General features: G+C 37.2%; 20 protein-coding genes and 4 pseudogenes. 17 read left to right on the top strand and 7 right to left on the bottom strand.

Annotated features, from left to right (window positions below; genetic code table 11):
- Positions 1-29: 29 nt before the first annotated feature.
- Both ntdP and recX read right to left on the bottom strand, forming a co-directional pair.
- Positions 30-563, bottom strand: coding sequence for a nucleoside tri-diphosphate phosphatase (ntdP, locus tag DQN23_RS02325; RefSeq protein ID WP_006531621.1), 534 nt, complete (start codon positions 561-563; stop codon positions 30-32).
- Positions 564-648: 85 nt separating this feature from the next.
- On the bottom strand, positions 649-1,425 hold the full coding sequence (recX, locus tag DQN23_RS02330) for a recombination regulator RecX (RefSeq protein WP_058813687.1): 777 nt from the start codon (positions 1,423-1,425) through the stop codon (positions 649-651).
- Between the two features lie 56 nt (positions 1,426-1,481).
- Between recX and DQN23_RS02335 the strand changes: the two genes are divergently transcribed.
- The 3 genes from DQN23_RS02335 to DQN23_RS02345 all read left to right on the top strand — a co-directional run bounded on the left by DQN23_RS02335 (position 1,482) and on the right by DQN23_RS02345 (position 4,442).
- A complete protein-coding gene (locus DQN23_RS02335; protein WP_058833210.1) occupies positions 1,482-2,384 on the top strand; it encodes a tetratricopeptide repeat protein in 903 nt (300 codons plus the stop codon).
- Complete coding sequence (gene rlmD / locus DQN23_RS02340) at positions 2,384-3,736, top strand: 23S rRNA (uracil(1939)-C(5))-methyltransferase RlmD (protein ID WP_061407276.1); 1,353 nt, start codon at positions 2,384-2,386, stop codon at positions 3,734-3,736. The genes DQN23_RS02335 and rlmD overlap by 1 nt, the downstream gene beginning before the upstream one ends.
- Positions 3,737-3,869: 133 nt before the next feature.
- Positions 3,870-4,442 carry a GNAT family N-acetyltransferase gene (locus DQN23_RS02345; RefSeq protein ID WP_020916326.1) on the top strand — a complete coding sequence of 191 codons (573 nt, stop codon included), beginning with the start codon at positions 3,870-3,872 and terminating at the stop codon, positions 4,440-4,442.
- 80 nt (positions 4,443-4,522) lie between these two features.
- Here the strand turns inward: DQN23_RS02345 and pnuC are convergent, their stop codons facing one another.
- From pnuC to DQN23_RS02360, 3 genes and pseudogenes are all read right to left on the bottom strand, one after another.
- A complete protein-coding gene (pnuC, locus tag DQN23_RS02350) occupies positions 4,523-5,257 on the bottom strand; it encodes a nicotinamide riboside transporter PnuC (RefSeq protein WP_020916327.1) in 735 nt (244 codons plus the stop codon).
- Positions 5,258-5,263: 6 nt separating this feature from the next.
- Positions 5,264-5,902 carry a deoxynucleoside kinase gene (locus DQN23_RS02355; RefSeq protein WP_058813692.1) on the bottom strand — a complete coding sequence of 213 codons (639 nt, stop codon included), beginning with the start codon at positions 5,900-5,902 and terminating at the stop codon, positions 5,264-5,266.
- Between the two features lie 398 nt (positions 5,903-6,300).
- Positions 6,301-7,067 (bottom strand): annotated as a pseudogene (locus DQN23_RS02360) (nucleoside phosphorylase).
- Between the two features lie 248 nt (positions 7,068-7,315).
- Between DQN23_RS02360 and DQN23_RS02365 the strand changes: the two are divergent.
- The 11 genes and pseudogenes from DQN23_RS02365 to asnA all read left to right on the top strand — a co-directional run bounded on the left by DQN23_RS02365 (position 7,316) and on the right by asnA (position 18,777).
- On the top strand, positions 7,316-7,570 hold the full coding sequence (locus DQN23_RS02365; protein ID WP_020916330.1) for a DUF1912 family protein: 255 nt from the start codon (positions 7,316-7,318) through the stop codon (positions 7,568-7,570).
- A 1-nt stretch (position 7,571) separates the two neighbouring features.
- Positions 7,572-7,889: a helix-hairpin-helix domain-containing protein gene (locus DQN23_RS02370; protein WP_020916331.1), complete on the top strand. Its 318-nt coding sequence runs from the start codon at positions 7,572-7,574 to the stop codon at positions 7,887-7,889.
- A 255-nt stretch (positions 7,890-8,144) separates the two neighbouring features.
- Positions 8,145-8,279, top strand: a pseudogene (locus DQN23_RS09180) (GNAT family N-acetyltransferase); the annotation flags it as partial.
- 98 nt (positions 8,280-8,377) lie between these two features.
- Positions 8,378-9,205, top strand: a complete 828-nt coding sequence (locus DQN23_RS02380; protein WP_233422888.1) for a ribosome-binding factor A — start codon at positions 8,378-8,380, stop codon at positions 9,203-9,205.
- Between the two features lie 21 nt (positions 9,206-9,226).
- Positions 9,227-11,875: a valine--tRNA ligase gene (locus DQN23_RS02385; protein ID WP_111712654.1), complete on the top strand. Its 2,649-nt coding sequence runs from the start codon at positions 9,227-9,229 to the stop codon at positions 11,873-11,875.
- A 326-nt stretch (positions 11,876-12,201) separates the two neighbouring features.
- Positions 12,202-12,765: a TetR/AcrR family transcriptional regulator gene (locus DQN23_RS02390; protein WP_058813695.1), complete on the top strand. Its 564-nt coding sequence runs from the start codon at positions 12,202-12,204 to the stop codon at positions 12,763-12,765.
- A 124-nt stretch (positions 12,766-12,889) separates the two neighbouring features.
- Positions 12,890-14,665, top strand: a complete 1,776-nt coding sequence (locus DQN23_RS02395) for an oleate hydratase (protein ID WP_058813696.1) — start codon at positions 12,890-12,892, stop codon at positions 14,663-14,665.
- A gap of 91 nt (positions 14,666-14,756) precedes the next feature.
- Positions 14,757-16,108, top strand: a pseudogene (locus DQN23_RS09185) (IS3 family transposase); the annotation flags it as partial.
- A gap of 18 nt (positions 16,109-16,126) precedes the next feature.
- Positions 16,127-16,870, top strand: a complete 744-nt coding sequence (locus tag DQN23_RS09190) for an MmcQ/YjbR family DNA-binding protein (RefSeq protein WP_228380524.1) — start codon at positions 16,127-16,129, stop codon at positions 16,868-16,870.
- Positions 16,871-16,925: 55 nt separating this feature from the next.
- Positions 16,926-17,225: pseudogene (locus tag DQN23_RS09055) on the top strand (MFS transporter); the annotation flags it as partial.
- Positions 17,226-17,784: 559 nt separating this feature from the next.
- Positions 17,785-18,777: an aspartate--ammonia ligase gene (gene asnA, locus DQN23_RS02415; RefSeq protein WP_058813699.1), complete on the top strand. Its 993-nt coding sequence runs from the start codon at positions 17,785-17,787 to the stop codon at positions 18,775-18,777.
- 133 nt (positions 18,778-18,910) lie between these two features.
- On the opposite strand, the gene DQN23_RS02420 is transcribed toward asnA, so the two are convergent.
- Both DQN23_RS02420 and DQN23_RS02425 read right to left on the bottom strand, forming a co-directional pair.
- Positions 18,911-19,642 (bottom strand): hypothetical protein, encoded by a 732-nt coding sequence (locus DQN23_RS02420; RefSeq protein WP_111712657.1) that lies wholly within the window; start codon positions 19,640-19,642, stop codon positions 18,911-18,913.
- A 171-nt stretch (positions 19,643-19,813) separates the two neighbouring features.
- Positions 19,814-20,656: a V-type ATP synthase subunit I domain-containing protein gene (locus tag DQN23_RS02425; RefSeq protein WP_111712658.1), complete on the bottom strand. Its 843-nt coding sequence runs from the start codon at positions 20,654-20,656 to the stop codon at positions 19,814-19,816.
- A gap of 131 nt (positions 20,657-20,787) precedes the next feature.
- Between DQN23_RS02425 and rsmD the strand changes: the two genes are divergently transcribed.
- The 3 genes from rsmD to DQN23_RS02440 are packed head-to-tail and all read left to right on the top strand — an operon-like array spanning position 20,788 to position 22,919.
- A complete protein-coding gene (rsmD, locus tag DQN23_RS02430) occupies positions 20,788-21,327 on the top strand; it encodes a 16S rRNA (guanine(966)-N(2))-methyltransferase RsmD (RefSeq protein ID WP_058814365.1) in 540 nt (179 codons plus the stop codon).
- Between the two features lie 31 nt (positions 21,328-21,358).
- Positions 21,359-21,856 (top strand): pantetheine-phosphate adenylyltransferase, encoded by a 498-nt coding sequence (coaD, locus tag DQN23_RS02435; protein ID WP_058833202.1) that lies wholly within the window; start codon positions 21,359-21,361, stop codon positions 21,854-21,856.
- On the top strand, positions 21,834-22,919 hold the full coding sequence (locus DQN23_RS02440; protein ID WP_020916344.1) for a SepM family pheromone-processing serine protease: 1,086 nt from the start codon (positions 21,834-21,836) through the stop codon (positions 22,917-22,919). The genes coaD and DQN23_RS02440 overlap by 23 nt, the downstream gene beginning before the upstream one ends.
- The last annotated feature ends 62 nt before the right edge of the window (positions 22,920-22,981 follow it).

Below are 22,981 nucleotides of genomic sequence, written 5' to 3' on the forward strand. Positions count from 1 at the left end.
AAAGCACTCCAATAGGAGTGCTCGCAACTTTAACGATTCTTAAGTTCAAGATAACGTTTGTACCAAATGTTAATATAGGCTTCTGAGAATGGTCCTTTTCCATTGTTAATCCAATCAACAAGGATTTTGACATTCTCTTTTAAAATAAAATCAATGTCTGGAGAGTAGCCCATTTCTGCTTTGTGTATTTCGTACTCGTCGACGTCGAGTAGCCTTTTTTCACCGTCTGCAAAGACTTTGACATCCAAGTCGTAATCGATATACTTAAGAGCTTCTTCATCCATGACGTATGGACTAGCAAGATTGCAGTAGTATGAAACACCGTTATCTCTTATCATCGCAATGATATTAAACCAGTATTTTTTATGGAAATAAACAATGGCTGGTTCTCGCGTAACCCAACGTCTCCCATCACTTTCTGTTACTAGTGTGTGGTCGTTAACTCCTATAACAGCATTGTCTGTTGTTTTTAGTACCATAGTGTCGCGCCATGTTCGGTGCAAACTACCATCATGCTTATAACTTTGAATTGTAATAAAGTCGCCTTCCTTAGGTAATTTCATGCCTTACCAACTTTCTACAATTAAACTTATCTGTTATAGTTTATCATAATTTTCTGAAAAAGGACACTTAGAAATGCAATTTATTTCACAAATAATCTCTAAGAGCGCTCTTAATATCATCATATGAAAAGCCTTTTCGAGTGAGAGCTTGCGTTAATCGTTGATTTAGTTCATATCCTTCGTATTTTTTACTAAATTTTCGATATTGTTTATCAAGTTCTTTATTTAAAAGTTCGAATTCTTGTTCTTCATCTTTTTCGATGTCAAGTGTTTCAAAGGCATCTTTTGCTTCTGTGTATGAGAAGCCTTTGTTCATCATATTTTGGATAATTTTTTCTTTAAGTGTTTTTGTTGAGAGCTTGTTTTGATATTTTCGTAAAAGTTTTTGAGCTGTTTTTTCAGCTAGATCTGAAAAGTCTAATTCAGCTATTTTTGGGTCAATGAGCTGAGCATCAACTCCTTTTTGAAGTAATTTTTGTTTTAATACGTAGCCACCTTTATCACCTGATGTTAGATTTTGTGACAAATAGGTTTCAACATATTGAGAATCATTAATCCAGTTTTCTTTTTTGAGGTTTTCAATGATTTCTGGGATGTACTGATTATCAATTTCATGCTTTTCTAAATATTTTTTGACTTCATCTGAGGTACGTTGCTTGAAAGAAATTTGATAAAGCGCCAAGTTTTTACCGTATGAAAATTGAGCGTATCTTTGGATATCTTTTAAGGTTGTTTCGTCAATTTCCATATTTTTACTTAACATAAAGTGAACAATAGTGTCTTCTGTTACGTAAAGTTTATCTTTTTCGTCAATTTCTAAAAGATATAGCCTTTTTTTCTTTTCGATTTTAGTGATTTTCATACATTCATTATAACAAAAATGTTAAAATAGTAGTGATTAAAGTGTAGGGAGGTGATATGGTGAAAGCTAGTAAAATCGTTGATTTAGACGAATACCGTATGCTTAAAGCTTTGGGTGATGAGCTTGAAGAGTTTCCGTTTGATGATGACTTTTTAGAAGATGAAGAAGATGAGCTAGACTCTGAAAATTGGAATTTATTTGAGGATTTAACAGAGCTTAGAAAGCGTGTAGATTATTACCAAGAGCTTCATGAGAATGGTGAAATATCTGAGAAAGATTATTATTTTTCAAAGGTTAATCTTGGCATGGTTTATAAGCAAAACGGACTTTATCAGAGAGCTCTTGAGCAATTTGAAGCGGTTTATGAGCTGGATTTATCGGATTTGTTTGCTTGTCGTCATGAGATAATGGCATTGTATATTTTGACGTCACAATATGATAAGGCTTTGGTATTCTTTAAGAAACAGTCTGATATTGGACATGATATTTTACTAGAAATCCCTTTGTTAGTTGGGGCTATTTTAGATGGTCATGATAAGATGGCACTCTATTTGATTGAAGTTTTGAATGCTGATGTTAAGGATTTTGCTATTTTTTGTCAATCACCCGAGCTTTTGATGGATGATATTATGTATGTCGGCGCAGCTGGCATTCATTGTCCGGATAGTTTAGAAACGGTCTATGTAGGACTTTATCGTATTTTACCTTTACTGATGACTGCTGGAAATTATGTGCAAGCTTATTTGAATGATTATTTTTCAGAGCACAAGGTAGGTCAGGCAGAAGTTGAAGCATTAGCCTTTTTATCAGAATACCAAATTGAAATCTTGCTGACGCATGATATTTATGATTTGCAGGATTTTCAAGTTTGGACAGAAACAGAAATTTTAGCTTTACCTCAGTTTGGTAAGGTAACTTTAGAAAAATTGAAAGAAGCAGGAGTTATATTTAGTCACTAATGAATTTGAAAGTAAAACAAAGAATTCCTTTGAAAATTAAGCGTATGGGAATTAATGGTGAAGGAATTGGATTTTATAAGAAGACTTTAGTCTTTGTTCCAGGTGCTTTGAAGGGGGAAGATATTTTTTGCCAGATTACGGCGGTTAAGCGTAATTTTGCTCAGGCAAGACTTTTGACAATCAATAAGAAATCTAAGTTTCGTGTAGAACCAAAATGTCCTATTTATCAAAAATGTGGTGGTTGTCAGATTATGCACCTACATTACGATAAGCAGTTGGAGTTTAAGGATGATTTGATTGGTCAATCCTTGAAGAAATTCAAACCTGCTGGTTATGAAAATTATGAAATCAGGCACACACTTGGAATGGATGTGCCGTATTATTATCGTGCTAAATTACAGTTCCAAACACGTTCTTTTAAAGGAAATGTTAAGGCGGGACTTTTTGAAGAAGGCAGTCACCGCTTGGTCGATATCAAGGATTGTTTTGTTCAAGATGAATTGACGCAAGCGATTATTAATCGTGTGGCAGAATTGCTAGAAAAACATCATGTTCCGATTTATGATGAGCGCAAGGTGGCTGGCATTCGAACAGTAATGATTCGTAAGGCAAAGGCTACTGGACAAGTTCAGATTATCTTTATTACTAGTCGAGAAGTCTTTTTAGCACCGCTTATTAAGCAATTAACAGCTGAATTTGAGGCTATTAAGGGAATTGCTGTCAACTTTAACCGCTCTAAATCAAGTGAGATTTACGGCGGAAAAACAGAGGTTATCTGGGGCGATGCTGATATTTCAGAAGAGGTTTTGGATTATCAATTTAGTCTTTCGCCGCGTGCTTTTTATCAGTTGAATCCTGAGCAAACACAGGTCTTGTATAGTCAAGCTGTGGCTGCACTTGATGTGACAGAAGATGACCATGTTATCGATGCTTATTGTGGTGTCGGAACAATTGGTTTTGCTTTTGCAGGTAAAGTTAAGAGTGTTCGCGGGATGGATATCATTCCTGAAGCAATCGAGGATGCTAAGAAAAATGCACATCGTATGGGCTTTGATAATACTTATTACGAAGCTGGTCGCGCAGAAGATATTATTCCTAAGTGGTATAAGGAAGGTTATCGTGCAGATGCTTTGATTGTTGACCCACCTCGTACGGGTCTTGATGATAAACTCTTGGATACTATTTTGAAATACCAACCTGCTAAGATGGTTTATGTGTCATGTAATACGGCGACTCTGGCTCGTGATTTGGTTAAATTAAGTAAAGTTTACGATGTTCATTACATTCAGTCGGTGGATATGTTTCCTCATACGGCAAGGACAGAAGCAGTTGTCAAGTTGGTCAAGAAATAAGAAATGATGAAACGTAAGGGCTCCCTTATGTTTTTTAATAGCTAAATTTGACAAGTGGTGTTATGTTTATTTTGACACTGGGCTACTTTATCATTATACTTAATTATTGATTATTTTTGGAGGACTTGTAAGAATGGCCATTACGATTCGTTTGGCAAGCTTAGATGATGCAAAATCTCTGCTTGATATTTATCGTTATTATGTTGAAGAAACAGCTATTACTTTTGAATATGATGTGCCAACTTTAGAGGAATTTACGGGGCGTATGCGCTCAATCATGGCTTTTTATCCTTATCTCGTGGCAGAAGAAGATGGCAAGATTCTTGGCTATGATTATGCTTCTAAATTCCATCCTAGAGCTGCTTATGCTTGGTCAGCAGAAGTGACGGTTTATCTGGATAAGGCTGCGCGTGGTAAGGGTGTAGGACGTCAAATATATGGAAAGTTAGAAGATTATCTAACTCAAATGGGCATCCTCAATCTTAACGCTTGTATTGCCTCAACTGATGTTGAAGATGCCTACCTGACAAATGGAAGCGAGAAATTCCATCGAGCACTTGGTTATCAATTGGTTGGAAAATTTCATGATTCGGGTTATAAATTCAACCGTTGGTATGACATGATTTGGATGGAAAAAATACTGGGTGAGCATGGAGCAGACGTTGCACCAGTTAAGTCTATTCATGAGATTACAAAAAAAGCTTAACTTTTATGAGTTAGGCTTTTTATCATGTTTGTTCATGATATCAAAAAACTCTGAGACTACGGTCTCAGAGTTTTTTATTTTTATTCAGCAACGGTTTCTTGGGTAAGACTTTCTTGGCCTTGGCTCTTCTTCCAGATGATAATGCCTACGAAACCTTGTGCCACCATACCTAGGTAACTAAAGGCAACGATTGGGTTTCCGATAGATAGATAAAGGATAAAGCTAAGCAAATCGACAACTAGCCAAATGTAGTAGCCATCGAGGTGTCCTTTTACCTGACGTTGTTGGGCAGTAAAGGAAAGACCATTTGTGATGGCATCTAGGACAATTTTTTGTCCGCCCATCCAGTAAGAAATAAATCCTAAACCAAATGTCCAGAAGAAGACAGCGATAAGCACGTCTTTTAGACTGAATTTTTTATCAACGACTAATTCACCATTGTCATTGCGGCGTTTTTTCCAGTTATAGTGTCCGATAAATTCGGTTGAGAGGTAATAGCAACTTTTGAACATTTCACCATAAACACCTTGAATACCAGCGACTAAGATACCAGCAACATTTTGAACACCATTTGCTTTAAAGGTGTGCTGCCATTGAATCGCTAGTGTCCATGTCCCAATAAAACCAAAGATAGACATGATAATTGAGAGGACATGTAAGATGTTAAGGTCTCCTGAAAAGAGTGTCGGAATCATCCCGTATAGGGTAAATCCGAGAGAGACTAAGAAGGCAAAGATTACGAAAATCTTTTCTTTTAAGTCAAAACGATTCCAAGCGTTGTTAAATGATTCTTTGAGTGAAAGTTCTTTTTTCAAAAAATGTTAATCTCCAATTCCAATTGATTTCATTTCTTGACGGATCATTTTGTACACTTTATCCCAGTCCTCAGGTTTTGTAACATCGAGGTTGTCGGTGTTAATTTTCATTTTTGGACTGTATTGGTAATCTTCATACCATTTTGTGTAGTGCTTGTGAAGGAGTTTGTAGTAATCTGTTAGACCATTTTCGTCATCTGGTTGTTCAAAATCACGTCCACGTTTTTTGATGTTGTACATGATGTGGTCAAAACTACCTTCGAGGTAGATTAGCAAATCAGGGGCTTTTTTAGGAAGTCCGTCAATTTCCTCCATCATGTTGTCTAGCAATTCCAAGTAGATATTATATTCTTGATCGCTGATGCTTCCTTGAAGGGTATTAATGTAAGTAAATAAAGCATCTTCATAGATTGAGCGGTCTAAGACATTGTTGTCTGCTTCGTAAGCTTTTTTGATTGATTTGAAGCGTTTGTTCAAGAAGTAAATTTGTAAAGCAAACCCGTATTTTTCAGGGTCTTCATAGTATTTATCTAAAATTGGGTTATTGTCAACAGGTTCAAAGAATGCTGTTGTGCCAAGTTCTTTGGCTAAGAGAGAAGTGTAGGTAGTTTTTCCGACTCCTATCATTCCTGCTAGAATAATCACGATGGTAATGCACCTCCAATATGCTAATTCAGTAATATTTGTTTAAAAATGTAATGTGTAAAATGTATCTTTGATAGCAATGCTATCTGTCTAGAGTAAGGTTAGTAAATGTATGTTTGGTGAGTTATTATGGTTTGGAAATAGGTGAAACAAGCCCTCCTTTCCCAGTAGAGTATCTATATGTGACAAAATCAAGGCCTTGTATTTATCATAATAAATGATTTAAGCACAATATCTTGTGCCCGGATAAAATAGTAGCACTATATTTTGTGTTTGACAAGAGCGAAAACTTAATTATTTTTGACTAAAAAGTCAAAGATGGCTAAAAATCAGGATTTTAGCGTAAGCAAAAAATTTTTTTAAAAAAACTCAGCTAAAAAAGCTGAGAGTTTTTGAGCTTATTTGAAGACTTGGGTGGCAAAGTGTAAGGCGATACTAGCGATGCGGTCTTTTCTTTCAAGGTCAGCGTCATTTGCAAGGCTACGTGGGTCCCATTTTTCGCTGTCAAGATTGTCGGCGGAATAGAAAAACTGAAAATGATTAATCTGTCTAAAGTTAGCTAGTGCGGCAATAGCAGAGCATTCCATGTCAACAGCGATAGCACCTTGTGCCTTTCTAGCTAGCATTTTGCTTTGTGTTTCACGGTAAATACCATCTGTCGACCAGACTTTGCCTTCAGTATAAGAGATGCTTTGATGACTAAGAAAGTTTTTAAAGCGCTCACGATAAGTTGGATTAAGAGCAATTTCATTAGTAGCAGGGGCATAGTGATAGCTTGTTCCTTCGTCGCGAATAGCAGAGTTTGGAATAATAATCGAGGTTTCTTTAATGCTATTATCAAGGACGCCACAAGTTCCAAAGACAAGGAGATTTCCTGCTTCCATGGCAATGATATCTTCTAAGACAGCAACGCAGCTACTTGCCCCGACGTAGGAGTTAAAAAAGCCGATTTTTTCTCCATGAAAGTCAAGCTCATAAACTGGAATTTCGAGATTAGCCACACTTGTTTTAGCGATCTGACGGTGAGGAACTTCGGCTAAAATTCTAGCAAAGGTTGTTCTTGCAAAGCAGGTCACAACTGTTTTCGGAAAATCTGATAATTTTGCTACGCTATCGCTGGGATTGATGATGGCTCTTTTTCTGGATCAAATTGCGATAGAATCATATTGCATCTCCTTTATAAAGTGTGTCGAAATATTTTTAATATTCTACTTTAATATAGTAGCAAAAGACAAGTTTCTGTGAGAAAAAAGCTGAGGGACTCTTTTTTAGCCTTATCTGAACTTATTTTCAGAAAAATTTCTTAAAAAGGAAGGGGATTCATGGAAATCATGTTACAAATCCTTTACAAGGCTCTCATTTTTTCAAGGTTTGTGTTATAATATGACCTAGGAAATCAGACGAGAGGTATTTATGACTTACGAACAAGAATTTTTAAAAGAATTTGAAGCTTGGGTTGATTCACAGATTACAGTTAATGAGATGGCAATGGAAACCAGCCGTAAGATTGTGGAAGAAGATAAGGATGAACGTGCTGCTGATGCTTACATCCGTTACGAAAGCAAACTTGATGCTTACCGTTATATCCAAGGCAAATTTGCTAATTATAAAGCCGGCAAAGGTTTCCACGAATTACCAGATAATCTTTTAGGGGAGAGAAATTACTAAAATGGCAAAGAAAAAGAATCGAAAAAAAGAGTACTTATTGAAATTAAAACGTGCAGGTATCATCAAAACAGCTGCAACTTCAACTGTTAAAGCTGCTGCTAACGTTGTTTCAAAAGCGACTCTTAGTTTGGAAGAATTTTCAGCGATTTCTGCCGTAGAAGGCATTCGACCAAAATTTGTTGAAACACTTTATAATGAAGGAATTAAATCAGTATCTGATTTCCAAAATTACACAGAAAAAGAAGTTTTGGCCTTTAAAGGAATTGGTCCAGCAACAGTTAACAAACTTAAAGAAAATGGCGTGGCTTTCAAAGCTTAATCCATTTGCGTTAGCTGACCAAATCTGTTAAAATAAAAATATTCAGAGGTGTCTTGAAGACCATTTGTTACAGAAAGCGGTGGCACTGAGAAATCCGCACAAATGTCGAGGCTGGTTGCTGAAGGTTGTAACTGAATAACAAAGTTGCGAGTGCTAGTCACTCGAATGTGGGTGGTACCGCGGATTTATAAAAGTTCGTCCCTGTCGAAAGACAGGGGCGATTTTTTTGAACATACTTTATAGTTACAACAAGCCAGCCAGCGTATTGCTGAAAAGCTTGGTTTCACTCTAGAATCATGTATCCGCGACCGCAAAGACGCACAAGGAAAACGTTGCGATTTACTGCGTTATGGATTGTTAAAAAGTGAGCAGGAGGAGAGAAAATTATAGAAAATTCTATTTTAACAGAAGAGCAAATAAAAGAAATCGATGAAAAATATCCTCACTTGAAGGATAGCGACGTTATTGAAGATTTAGGCCGATATGAGATGATTTCTGGTCAAAATAATTTAATTATCGGTGAGTTTTCAAATAGGGAACAGTTAATCGAAATTTCTAATCAAATTTCTGATATTCAACAAGAATTTAACAAGCTTAAAGTGATGTATAAAATATTCATTTCGGATGTTTTTGATTTTTTGAAATTAAGTTCTGAGTTGGAGGAGAAAGAGAAGAAAATTGATGAATTTGATGTAAATCGTTTCATGATGCATCTACTTTCTAGTGGAAAATTATTTATTGATTTTGCTGAAAATCAGATAAAAATAAAACATAAGCAAGAATTTGAAAAATTTCATAAACTTACTAGTCAACAATATGACAATAGTTTTGCTTATCGATTTTGCTACAATCTTAGAAATTTTTCACAACATGTTGGAATTCCAATCTCTGCACTTCATAAGAAACAAGATTACGTCGATGACGAAAAAGTAATCATTAGTCTTTTGATTGAAAAAGATTATTTATTAAATTCTAGTTTTAATTGGAAAAAAATGCGTGCTGAAATAGAGGCAAGAAATGATATTGACGCAGTTGAGTTGGTTAAATCTTATATGAAGGCAATTACAATTTTATATGGTGAATATAATAAATTTCTTTTGAATATACACCATCGTAATTTAATGAATTTAAAACTTTCACTTGAAAATTTTGGATTAGTACATAGAAAATACTGTATAGTTGAAAGAACAAAATACAATTTAAAGTACGATCCAGCTAACATCACAACAAGACCTTTACTGGGATTAGCAGATATTGATGCAATTTATGTACATCTTAGTGAAATTGGAATTGTAAAAATAGTTAATAAAGAATAATATAAATTTAGGAGACACATTATGTCAAAAGAACTTTCACCAAAATATAACCCAGCTGAAGTTGAAGCTGGTCGTTATCAAAAATGGTTAGACGAAGATGTTTTCAAGCCTTCTGGCGATAAGAAAGCACATCCGTATTCTATCGTTATTCCACCACCAAACGTTACAGGTAAACTTCACCTTGGTCACGCTTGGGACACAACTTTGCAAGATATTATCATCCGTCAAAAACGTATGCAAGGTTTCGATACTTTGTGGTTGCCAGGTATGGACCACGCTGGTATTGCAACTCAAGCAAAAGTTGAAGCACGTCTTGCTGAAGATGGTATTTCACGTTACGACCTTGGTCGCGAAAAATTTCTTGATAAAGTTTGGGAATGGAAAAATGAATACGCATCAACAATCAAACAACAATGGGGTAAAATGGGTATCTCTGTAGATTACTCACGTGAACGTTTCACCCTTGACGAAGGTTTGTCAAAAGCAGTTCGTAAAGTCTTTGTTCAACTTTACAAAAAAGGTTGGATTTACCGTGGTGAATTTATCATCAACTGGGATCCAAAAGCTCGTACAGCTCTTTCTGATATCGAAGTTATCCACAAAGATGTCGAAGGTGCATTCTACCACATGAACTACATATTGGAAGATGGTTCACGTAGCCTTGAAGTGGCAACAACTCGTCCTGAAACAATGTTTGGTGACGTTGCCGTTGCGGTTAACCCAAATGATGACCGTTACAAAGATTTGATTGGCAAAAATGTTATCCTTCCAATAGTTAACAAAGCTATTCCAATCGTTGGTGACGAACACGCTGACCCAGAATTCGGTACTGGTGTGGTTAAAATTACTCCTGCACATGACCCTAACGACTTCCTAGTTGGTCAACGTCACAATTTGCCACAAATCAACGTTATGAACGACGATGGTACAATGAACGAACTTGCTGGTGAATTTGCTGGTATGGATCGTTTTGAAGCACGTAAAGCTGTCGTTAAAAAATTGGAAGAAATCGGTGCGCTTGTTGAAATCGAAAAAATGGTTCACAGCGTTGGTCACTCAGAACGTACTGGTGTGCCAGTTGAACCACGTTTGTCAACACAATGGTTCGTTAAAATGGACCAATTGGCTAAAAATGCCATTGCTAACCAAGACACTGATGACGAAGTGAAATTCTATCCACCACGTTTCAACGATACTTTCCTTCAATGGATGGAAAATGTTCACGATTGGGTTATTTCTCGTCAATTATGGTGGGGTCACCAAATCCCAGCATGGTACAATGCTGAAGGTGAAATGTACGTCGGTGAAGAAGCTCCAGAAGGTGACGGATGGACTCAAGACGAAGACGTTCTTGATACTTGGTTCAGTTCAGCGCTATGGCCATTCTCAACAATGGGGTGGCCTGACACAGAAGCAGAAGACTTCAAACGTTACTTCCCAACTTCAACATTGGTAACTGGTTATGATATCATCTTCTTCTGGGTATCACGTATGATTTTCCAATCATTGGAATTCACAGGACGCCGTCCATTTGAAAACGTGCTTATCCACGGTCTTATCCGTGACGAACAAGGACGTAAAATGTCTAAATCACTTGGTAACGGTATTGACCCAATGGACGTTATCGAAAAATACGGTGCTGACGCCCTTCGTTGGTTCTTGTCAAATGGTTCTGCACCAGGCCAAGACGTTCGTTTCTCTTACGAAAAAATGGATGCTGCTTGGAATTTCATTAACAAAATTTGGAACATTTCTCGTTACATTTTGATGAACAATGAAAATCTTACACTGGAACAAGCTAGCGCCAACGTTGAAAAAGTTGCTGCTGGTACAGCTGGTAACGTTACTGACCGTTGGATCCTTCATAACTTGAATGAAACAATCGGAAAAGTCACTGAAAACTTTGATAAATTTGAATTTGGTGTAGCTGGTCACATCCTTTACAATTTCATCTGGGATGAATTTGCTGACTGGTACGTTGAGTTGACTAAAGAAGTTCTTTACAGCGACAATGAAGACGAAAAAGTTATCACTCGTTCAGTTCTTCTTTACACACTTGATAAACTCCTTCGTTTGCTTCACCCAATCATGCCATTCGTAACTGAAGAAATCTTTGAACAAATTTCTGAAGCTTCAATCGTAACAGCTGAATACCCAACTGTTAACCCAGTATTTGAAAATGAAGCTGCGCACAAAGGTGTTGAAAGTCTTAAAGACCTTATCCGTGCCGTTCGTAACGCACGTAGCGAAGTGAACGTTGCACCAAGCAAACCAATCACACTTCTTGTGAAAACAAGCGACAAAGAATTGGAAGACTTCTTCAACAGCAATGTGAACTATATCAAACGTTTCACAAACCCTGAAAAACTTGAAATTTCTTCTGATATCGAAGCTCCAGAATTGGCAATGTCTAGCGTTATCACTGGTGCTGAAATCTTCTTGCCACTTGCTGACCTTCTTAACGTTGAAGAAGAATTGGCACGTCTTGACAAAGAACTTGCTAAATGGCAAAAAGAATTGGACATGGTTACTCGCAAACTTGGTAACGAAAAATTCGTCGCTAACGCTAAACCAGAAGTTGTCCAAAAAGAACGTGACAAACAAGTTGACTACCAAGCCAAATACGACGCAACAGTGGAAAGGATTAAAGAGATGGAGAAGTTGGGGTAAAAAGATGGTCTTGTTTAATATAAGCGCAGATTGTGCCCCCTTTTTAAGTTAGACCCGAGATATCGTCAAAATCTCCTGAACTAGCTGACAATATCAGTTAGTTCATTTTATTATGTCTTCAAGTCATGGTTTTAGTGACTGTTACCGTGACAAAGGTCATCATTTGAATTGATGCGGAAGTATTTGCCTGTATTGATGTTTTGGTGAGTAGGGAGAACCTCTATCAGTCAAAATGAGTGTTTCCTTTCTCAAACTTTTCAGCCCTGCTATTTCAGTGGGTGCTTTATTTAATTTTTGGTATAATAAAAGTATTGAAAGAGGAAACTATGGCACAAATAACGAAAAAAGCTTTGGAAGCGTCTTTGAAGCACTTGTTGCTACAAAAGCCTCTGCCTAAGATTACGATTCAGGATCTTACGGATGACTGTGGGATTAGTCGGATGACTTTTTATTATCACTTCAAGGACATTTATGATTTAGTAGAGTGGTCTTGTGAGGAAGATGCGCAAAAGGCTCTTGGTGAAAATAGGCATTATGATAGCTGGGAGGAAGGGCTGCTGGATATTTTTAAAGCAGTCAGGGAAAATAAGCCTTTTATCCTTAATGTTTACCATTCGGTGAGTCGGGAGCAGATTGAAACCTATCTCTATCAGTTGACCTATCAGCTCATGATTGATGTGGTTGAGGAAAAGGCAGTTAGTTTACGCGTCAGCACTGAAGATAAGGACTTTATAGCAGACTTTTACAAGTATGCCCTAGTCGGGCTCATGTTGGATTGGATTAAAAAGGACATGAGAGAAGACCCTCAAGACTTGGTCAATCGTCTGGCAATTTTGGTGCATGGTAATATTGTGGCTGCTCTGCAACATTATGATACTAAAGGGAGATAGCTCTGCTTTTTATCAAATATGCTTAAATGATAAAAAAATTATCATTTAAGCTTTTTTGTTTATTGTTCTTAGGTGGGGAGGCTTTTACAATAGAGATAAGTAAAAAAGATGAGAGGTATTCAAAATGTATTATTCTAGTGGTAATTATGAAGCTTTTGCTCGTCCTCAAAAGCCAGCTGGTGTTGATCACAAATCGGCCTATATCATAGGTTCTGGCTTAGCTGCTCTTTCAGCAGCATGCTTTCTTGTTCGTGATGGGCAAATGCTTGGTAAGCAAGTTCATATCTTAGAAAAGGATCCGATTCCTGGCGGGGCCTGTGATGGTTATCAATACAGTGATATTGGCTATGTCATGCGTGGCGGCCGTGAGATGGACAATCATTTTGAATGCATGTGGGATCTTTTCCGATCAATTCCTTCCATTGAAACTGACGGCGTCAGTGTCTTGGATGAATATTATTGGCTCAATAAAGCAGACCCTAACTACTCGCTCTGCCGCGCGACTGAAAAACAAGGTCAAGATGCTCATACAGATAAGAAGTTTGGCTTGTCTGACAAGGCAGCTATGGAAATTATGAAACTCTTCTTTACACCTGATGAAGATCTTTATAACAAACGAATCAATGAAGTTTTTGATGATGAGGTTTTTGATTCCAATTTCTGGCTTTATTGGCGAACCATGTTTGCTTTTGAAAATTGGCATTCTGCTTTGGAAATGAAGCTTTATATCAAGCGCTTTATCCATCATATCAGTGGTTTGCCTGATTTCACAGCTCTGCGTTTTACCCGTTACAATCAATACGAATCTATGATTTTGCCGATGGTCAAGTATCTGGAATCTTTTGGCGTTGTTTTCCATTACAATACTAAAGTGGTCAATGTCCTCTTTGACTGTCAAAAAGATAAGAAAGTCGCTAAAAAGATTGAAGTTATTCGTGAGGGGGAAGAAGACAGCATTGACCTGACTGAAAATGATTTGGTCTTTATCACCAATGGCGGCTGTGTTGAAAATTCAAGTTATGGTAGCCAAGATAAGCCTGCTAGCTTTAACAAGGCGATTCGTCCAGGTGGCGGTTGGGATATGTGGCGGAAGATTGCGGCACAAGATGCTAGCTTTGGTCATCCAGACAAATTCTGCTATGATCCCGAGCAATCTAATTGGATGAGTGCCACAGTAACGACGATCGATGATAAGATTCCATCTTATATTCAAAAAATTTGTAAGCGCGATCCGTTTTCAGGCAAGGTTGTTACAGGCGGAATTGTCACTGTTAAGGATTCAAGTTGGCTGATGAGCTGGACGGTTAACCGCCAACCACAATTTAGAAACCAAGCTAAAAATGAATTAGTGGTTTGGGTTTATGGGTTATTTTCTGATAAGGAAGGTGACTATATCAAAAAACCAATGCGCGATTGCACTGGTCAGGAAATTTGTGCCGAATGGCTTTATCATATGGGAGTGCCCGTATCAGAAATTGATAATTTATCGCGTCACAGTGCCAAAACTGTTCCTTGTATGATGCCTTACATAACAGCCTTTTTTATGCCACGTGAAAAAGGAGATCGTCCAAATGTTGTGCCAGATGGTGCGGTTAACTTTGCCTTTTTAGGACAATTCGCCGAAACACAGCGTGATACCATCTTTACCACCGAATATTCTATTCGGACAGGTATGGAAGCTGTTTACACGCTCTTGGATATCGACCGAGGTGTGCCAGAAGTTTGGGGAAGCACCTATGATGTGCGTGACTTGCTTCATGCGACAGTTGCACTGCGTGATGGCAAAACTATCACTGATATGGATTTAAATTTCGTGGAAAAATTTATCCTGAAACAAGCCCTTCGTAAGACAGAAGGTACCGATATTGAAAAACTTTTGCAAAAGTACCGTCTTATTTAAAAAGAAAAGGAAGTTAAGAAATGATATACTCCCCATATAGTAGACAGTGAAAAAACAAAAATTCACTAGAAACTATAAGGGGAGTTTTCATATGTCCAAAAGAAGTCCAAAATCTGTAGAAGAGAAATTAGAGATTGTTCAACGATTACTTAATCATGAGAAATCAGTCTCCCAACTCAGTAAGCTGTACGGAGTAAGTGAGTCAGCTATCAACTCTTGGAAAATGAAGTATGAAAAAGATGGTGTGGTTGGTCTAAAGGAAAGTCGAACTTGGAATAGCTATTCCAAAGAAGTCAAGGAACAAGCTGTTCTAGACTATCTTTATAGGAAAGGTTCCCTTACTGATATTTGTCAAAAGTATGATATTTCGGCTCATTCGGTTCTTGAAAAATGGATAAAACGCTATAATAGTGGTGAAGGTTTAAAAGCTACTAGTAAAGGATATAGCCGTATGAAGCAAGGAAGACAGACAACATTTGAAGAGCGTGTAGAGATTGTCAACTATACTATCGCACATGGGAAAGACTATCAAGCAGCTATTGAGAAGTTTGGTGTTTCTTACCAACAGGTTTATTCTTGGGTGCGTAAGTTTGAAAAAGATGGTTCTCAAGGTCTACTTGATAGACGTGGAAAAGCGTTAGAGAGTAAACCCAATCTTACCGAAGCTGAACAACTTCAACTCAAGATTAAACAATTGGAAGAGCGTAATCGTCTCCTAGAAATTGAGGTTGACCTGCTAAAAAAGTTAGAAGAGGTCAAACGGCGCAACCGTCGGTGAGGTTAGGTAAGCATTTAGAAGACTTTCAAGTCATCAAAGACTATCATGATAAAAAACCAGATATCCCCATTCAAACCTTATGTCAGCTCTTAAAGGTGTCACGGTCTGGTTACTATAAATGGCATAATCACATAGAAACAGTTTCTGAGACAGAGAATAAGAAGCTCATGAAGAAAATCAAGGAATTCCATAGGAACTACAATGGCATTCTAGGCTATCGCCGTATGACAAACTTTATCAACCGCCAGCTTGGCACAAATTATAACAAGAAACGTATTCGTCGATTGATGAAAATACTAGGTATCCGTTCTGTTATTCGCCGTGTGAGACAGTCTTGTACCAAAGGTGGAGGAAGATTTTACGAAGACAATATCCTTAATCGTGATTTCACCACAACAGCTCCCAATCAGAAATGGTGCACGGATGTGACTTACCTTCAATATGCACTAAGTGCTAAAGCCTACCTTAGCGTTATCAAAGACTTGTATGATGGCTCTATCATCGCTTATGAGATTGGCCATAAAAATGACAATCCACTGGTTATAAAGACGATTAAGAAGGCTTTAGAACTCAATCCAGGTGCTACACCAATTATCCATAGTGACCGGGGGAGTCAGTACACCTCGAAGGAATGTCGCTATATCACACAACAAGCTGGGCTGACCTTTCGTCTCGCACACTACTTGCAAGCGACATATGGCGACATATATGACCATCCTTTTGAAAAATATCCTGAGTTTTCGTCTTACCGTTACCCGCTGAATCATAAGTGGTATGCGTTGATTATGACGGTTGCGCGTGGAAAGTTAGATTTGGGCGATGAAACGTGGTCAAAAGAGGCATTGGAACAGAAAATCGAGATTATCAATATCAAAGTTAACCCCAAAGACTTGCCCCAATTGCTTGAAATAAGAGGCATTTACCCGTCTTACCATATGAGCAAGAAATCGTGGGTATCGCTAGTGCTGGACGAGACGGTTTCGGATGATTTGCTTTTTTCTTTGGTGGAAAATAGCAGAGCTTTAGTTGCAGGGAAAAGTCTTGGGAGCTTATCTGGGCCTGATTATTGGATTATCCCTGCCAATCTGAAATATTACGATATCGATGCGGAATTTGCTGCAAATTCGATTATTAATTGGACACAAAAAGCCAGTATTAAAGTGGGTGATTATGTTGTCATTTATATTACGGCGCCAACATGCGCCCTTCGCTACCTTTGCCGTGTCTTAGAATCCGACATTCCAAATAGCGGTTATCGAGAAGAAAAATCAATTAAAAAACTAATGAAAATTGAGCTATTGCAAACTTTTTCGGATAGCCAATTTCCAATCGCTGTGCTGAAAAAATGTGGTGTCACTAACATTCGTGGACCACGCCGTATGACAAAAGAATTAATTACCTTGATTGATTCGAACATAAAATCGTAAAATCTTGTGCGAAAGTGCAAGATTTTTTGTGTTCTATTTAAAAAATTGAAAGAATATTGCAAAAAATACTAGTTTGCTTGTTTCAAGTAGCGCCATTTCAAAAATTGGAGATGTTTTATTTGATTATGTTAACAATTCGTTTTTAGCTAGTTTGAATATGAATTCAATGGTGTTAGTTGGGGTATATCAAGCACTTGAAAACATTATGGGAGTCCTTTTTAATCTTTTTGGTGGTGTGATTGCTGACCGTTTTCGTTGAAAGAAAATCATCATTTTGAGCGATTTTTTAAGTGGTCTAGCTTGTATAGCCTTGTCATTTATCAGTGATAATACATGGTTAATTTATGCGATTATTTGAGGCGTGTTTTGGGAATTGTCTTTACAATAGCGGTGCTCTTTATGCCTCTTGGAATAACTATTTTTACAATCATATTGCGCCCTGACTACGAATTTAATTATTTATTCGTTGGTTTAGCGGTAATCATCTTATCTATCATTTTCTTGGTTTTACTACGCAAAACGAATGATAAAGAATAATATTTGGTCTGAAAATTCTTTTTTAGAAAACTTTTGAAAATTATAACAGTTATTAAAAAAGAATCATTTTAACAATATAAAAAGACTTTGAAGAAGATTGCACACACAACTTTTTCAGGTCTTTTTTCTTGTATTTTTTTGGTAAAAATAGCTGAAATTCCTTGATATGATTGACTTATCCCAAACATATGTAAGGTTTTCTGACATAAATTTAAAAAATATTGTAGAAATTTTCAAAAAAGTATTTATTTTTTAAAAGCTTAGGTGTATAATAGCTCTATCATTGTAAAGCGATCACGAAATACAAAATAAACCTCACCGTTATTCATTATTATTTTGGTATTTCAAATTTAAAAAAATTTTTTAAGGAGGAGCATATGAAGAAAAGCTTTATTCATCAACAGCAGGAGATTTCTTTTGTCAAGAATACTTTTACTCAATATTTGATTGATAAACTTGGCATTGTTGAAGTGCAAGGCCCTATTCTTAGTCAGGTCGGGGATGGTATGCAAGATAATTTGAATGGTATTGAAAATCCTGTATCAGTGCACGTAAAACGTATTCCTGATGCTGAATATGAAGTTGTTCATTCACTTGCTAAGTGGAAACGTCATACCTTAGCACGTTTTGGCTTCAATGAAGGAGAGGGGCTTTTCGTACACATGAAAGCTCTCCGACCAGACGAAGAAGAATTAGATCCAATTCACTCTATTTATGTTGACCAATGGGATTGGGAAAAAGTTATTCCAAATGGTCGTCGTAACATCGAGTATTTAAAAGAAACGGTTGAACAAGTTTACAAAGCTATTCGTTTGACAGAATTAGCAGTAGAAGCACGTTTTGATATTGATGCTGTTTTACCTAAGAAAATCACTTTCATTCACACAGAAGAATTGGTAGAACGTTATCCAGATTTGACACCGAAAGAACGTGAAAATGCTGCTGCTAAAGAATTTGGAGCAATTTTCCTTATCGGTATTGGTGGTATTTTGCCAGATGGTCAACGTCATGATGGTCGTGCACCTGACTACGATGACTGGACTTCTGAATCTGAAAATGGTTACCACGGTCTTAATGGTGATATCATTGTTTGGAATGAAGCTTTGGGTTCTGCATTTGAATTGTCTTCGATGGGTATTCGTGTTGACGAAGAAGCTCTTAAACGTCAAGTTAAAATTACTGGCGATGAAGATCGTTTGCAATTAGAATGGCATAAAGCTCTTCTTAATGGTCTCTTCCCACTTACTATCGGTGGTGGTATCGGTCAATCTCGTATGGCAATGTTCTTGCTCCGTAAGAAACATATCGGAGAAGTTCAATCAAGTGTTTGGCCGAAAGAAGTTCGTGACACTTACGAAAATATTCTTTAAGTAGAAGAAATCTTATTTTAAGGACTAAGAAAAGTCGGCTAGGATAACTAGTCGGCTTTTTGATTTTGGGAATAGAAAAAGTTGTTAGAGCGATTTTCTAACAACTTTTGTAAAATTATTTAAATTAGATTGCTTACCAAGGAAGACCTGCTGCAGCAATTTCAGCTTTTGAAGCGTATTGTCCATTTGGACGATGCCATCTGCCACGAGCATCTCTAGAGTATCCACTAGCAGCTTGTTGTTGTACCTGTTGAGCCGCTGCCTGTTCTTGTGCTTGGCGTGCAGCTTCTTCGGCTGCAGCTTGTTCTTGAGCCTGTCTAGCCTCTTCGGCTTTTCTTGCTTCTTCAGCTTGAGCCGCTTCTTCGGCTTCTTTAGTCTCAATAGCTGAAACAACGGCGTTAATACGATTGTTAAAATCACCTTTTTTAGCTGTGTCTGTTACCGCATCAACTTTATTTTTAGCATCGTCAACATTTTCACGAGTTTGATTAGCTTCTAAGTTTGCAACAGCAGTTTCAGCCGCTGCCTGAGCTGTCTCTTCTTGTTTTTGTGTTTCTATCGCAGTCTTGACAGTTGCGATACGTTTTTTAAGCTGGTTTTTGACTTTCTTATTTTTTACGGCTTTAACTTTTTTGGTAGCTAAATCAAGATTTTCTTGGGTCTGGTCCTTTTCAAGTTGTTTAACAGCTTTTTTTGCTGCTTTAGTAGCTTTATCTTCTTTTTTGGTGGTTTTACTTTTAGACTTAGTATCCGCTAAAACAACATGATTGTTTTCGACTGATGTTGTTAAAAGTCCTTGGTCTTGAGAGACTCCGATGAGGGCAGTTGCCATTAATAATATGGCGAGTTTTATTTTCTTCTTCATGTTTGATTCCTCCTGAAAAAACTTTGAATGATAAAATTTTTACACTAAAAGAATACCATTTTGGAATAATTCTGTAAATCTCTTTTTAAGGAAAAATTAATCAAAAAATGTTTGCGTAAAAATACTATAAAAAAACCGCTAGAGCAATCTCTAACGACTTAAAATAATCTATTATTCAAAACCACAGAGTGTTAAGCCTAAGGCCTGTGCTTCTGATAAGCTAACTGGTGTAGTGCTTTTTGAGCGATTTAAGCCACGGCAATTTGGATTGAGGTGGTAGTGGCTACCAGTTCTTGTAATGTAAACTGTTGTGGTATCTACTGGTTGGGCAGCTGCTTGGTTTTGTTGTTGCTGTGCCTGTTGAGCAGCAGCTTCGGCAGCGGCTTGTTCTTGAGCTTGTTTAGAAGCTTCGGCTTCTTTGGCTTCGATAGCTGAAACAACAGCGTTGATACGGTTGTTGAAAGCTTCCTTTTTAGTTGAATTATTTACCGCATTAACTTTATTTTTAGCGTCATCAATGTTATCACGCGATTGGTTATTTTCAAGGTTTTTAACCGCAGTTTCTGCTTTATCTTCTAGTTCTTTTTCTTTTTTAGCTTCAATGGCTGTTTTGACAGTTGCGATACGCTTTTGAAATTTCTCTTTTTTGTCAGCGTCTGTAACAGCGTCAACTTTACTTGTTGCTAAATCAAGATTAGCCTGCGTTTGGTCTTTTTCGAGACTTTTTACGGCAGTTTCTGCACTGTTTTCAATCTCTTTAGTCTTTTGAACTTCTTTTTTGCCAACTTCGATATAATCAGCATTTTTTTCTTTAAAATCAGCCAGTTCATCTTGGCTATCTTTTAAGTCTGATTTGGCTTGTTTGACATCCTGGCTAAGCTGTTCAATCTTATCCTCTGCTTGGGATAATTCTTGACTTTGGTTACCTTGACTAGAAAAACTAGCAATCAATAATACCGATAAAATGGTAATGGCAAGATTTTTCTTGTCTTTAAAGAATGTTTTAAAATCCATCATAACTCCTTTATCCTAAAAACTTTGATAATTTAAATTATCCTATTCATCATATCAAATCTTATTTTTAATGTAAACCTTATCAATAATTTTTTAAGGCATTTTAGGTTAATTTTGTTATAATGGTTCTTATGAGAGTTGTAGCAGGAAAATTTGGTGGGCGTCCGTTGAAGACGCTCGATGGAAAAATTACTCGTCCGACAACTGATAAGGTTAAGGGCGCTATTTTTAATATGATTGGCCCATTCTTTGATGGTGGGCGTGTTTTGGATTTGTTTTCTGGTAGCGGTAGCCTTGCTATTGAAGCTATCTCACGTGGGATGGATGAAGCGGTCATGGTTGAACGCAACCGTAAGGCGCAAGCTATTATCACAGAAAATATCAAAATGACGAAATCTGAACAGCAATTCCATTTGATGAAAATGGATGCTAATAAAGCACTTGGCATGGTCAATGGGTCATTTGATTTGGTTTTGTTGGATCCACCATATGCGAAAGAGGAAATTGTTAAAAATATCACTGACATGGAAGAAGCTGGGCTTTTGTCTGAAGATGTGATGATTGTATGTGAAACGGATAAAGCTGTGGATTTGCCAGAAGAAATTTCAAATTTTGGCATCTGGAAACAAAAAACATACGGAATTAGTAAGGTGACGGTTTACATTAGATAGTAAATGTCATGATATCCTTGATGGAGGCAATATGACAAAAATTGGTATGGTGACGGGATCTTTTGACCCCGTGACAAATGGACATCTTGATATTATAGCGCGTGCGAGTCAGTTATTTGAGACACTTTACGTGGGAATTTTTTACAATAAAAATAAAACAGGGCTTTTTACGATTGCTGAAAGAAAAGCTATGTTAGAAGAAGCAGTTAAAGCTTTTCCAAATGTAAAGGTTGTGACAGCACATGATTCTTTGGCAGTTGATGTAGCTAAAGAATTGAATGTTGGCTATTTGGTACGTGGAATTCGCAATGCTAAGGATTTGGATTATGAGGCTGATCTTGCTTTTTATAATCGCTATCTGGCAAGTGATATCGAAAGTGTCTTCTTGTTAACTTCACCAGAGTGGCTTTATGTCTCATCTAGTCGTATTCGCGAATTGATGCATTTTCATTCGGATATTTCGGCCTTTGTTCCAGAAAGCGTTGTGAAAAAAGTGGAGGAAAAATATGACAATCTTAAACGCATTTAAAGGGATTTTGAAAAAGTTAGGTCGTATTTTATACCGCTTTAAATGGTGGATACTAGGAGTAGTGGGAACTGTATTTCTTATCTTTAGTTTATTTTATCCCCTCGACTATTATGTTGAAATGCCTGGCGGTGCTTATGATGTTCGTAGTGTTTTGACTGTTAATAACAAAACAGATAAAGATGAAGGCTCTTATAACTTTGTAGCGGTGACGGTGAATCAAGCGACGCTTGCTCAGCTGGTTTATGCTTGGTTAACACCGCATACGGAGATTTCAACGGCTGCCGCAACAACAGGGGGCTACAGTAATGAAGATTACATGCGTATTAATCAATACTACATGGAAACTTCACAAAATACAGCGACTTACCAAGCTTTAACCCTAGCAGGAAAAGATGTTAAGCTTGATTATCAGGGTGTTTATGTCCTAAATGTAACCAAAAATTCAACCTTTAAAGGACTTTTACATCTAGCTGATACGGTTACTGGTGTAAATGGAAAAACGTTCAAGAGTTCACAAGAATTGATGGCTTATGTAGCAGACTTGGATCTTGGCTCTAAAGTCACTATTCAAGAAATTTCAAATGGTAAAACAAAAGAGGTTTCTGGTAAAATCATTGAATTGCCAAATGGTAAAAATGGTATCGGCATTGGTTTAGTCGATCATACCAAGGTGTCATCTGATGTCGATGTGACTTTTGATACCAGTGGTGTTGGTGGACCTAGTGCAGGCTTGATGTTCACCCTTGATATTTATGATCAAGTTAATAACGAAGACCTTCGTAAAGGTCGTAAAATTGCTGGTACTGGTACCATTGAATCAGATGGTTCTGTTGGTGATATCGGCGGAGCAGGCTTAAAAGTTGTCTCAGCTGCCAAATCTGGTGCAGATATTTTCTTTATTCCAAATAATCCAGTCGATAAAGAAACATTGAAAAAAAATCCTGATGCTAAGACAAATTACGAAGAAGCCAAAGAAGCTGCTAAAGGCCTTGATACAGACATGAAAATTGTCCCTGTCAAGAATGTCCAAGAAGCGATTGATTACCTAAGAAGTACAAATTAATACAAGAAGCATCTCTTTTAGACTAGCTAAAAGAGATGTTTTTTACTATATCAGTTAACTTT

It is taken from the genome of Streptococcus lutetiensis (assembly GCF_900475675.1).
GTDB classification, from domain to species: Bacteria; Bacillota; Bacilli; order Lactobacillales; family Streptococcaceae; genus Streptococcus; species Streptococcus lutetiensis.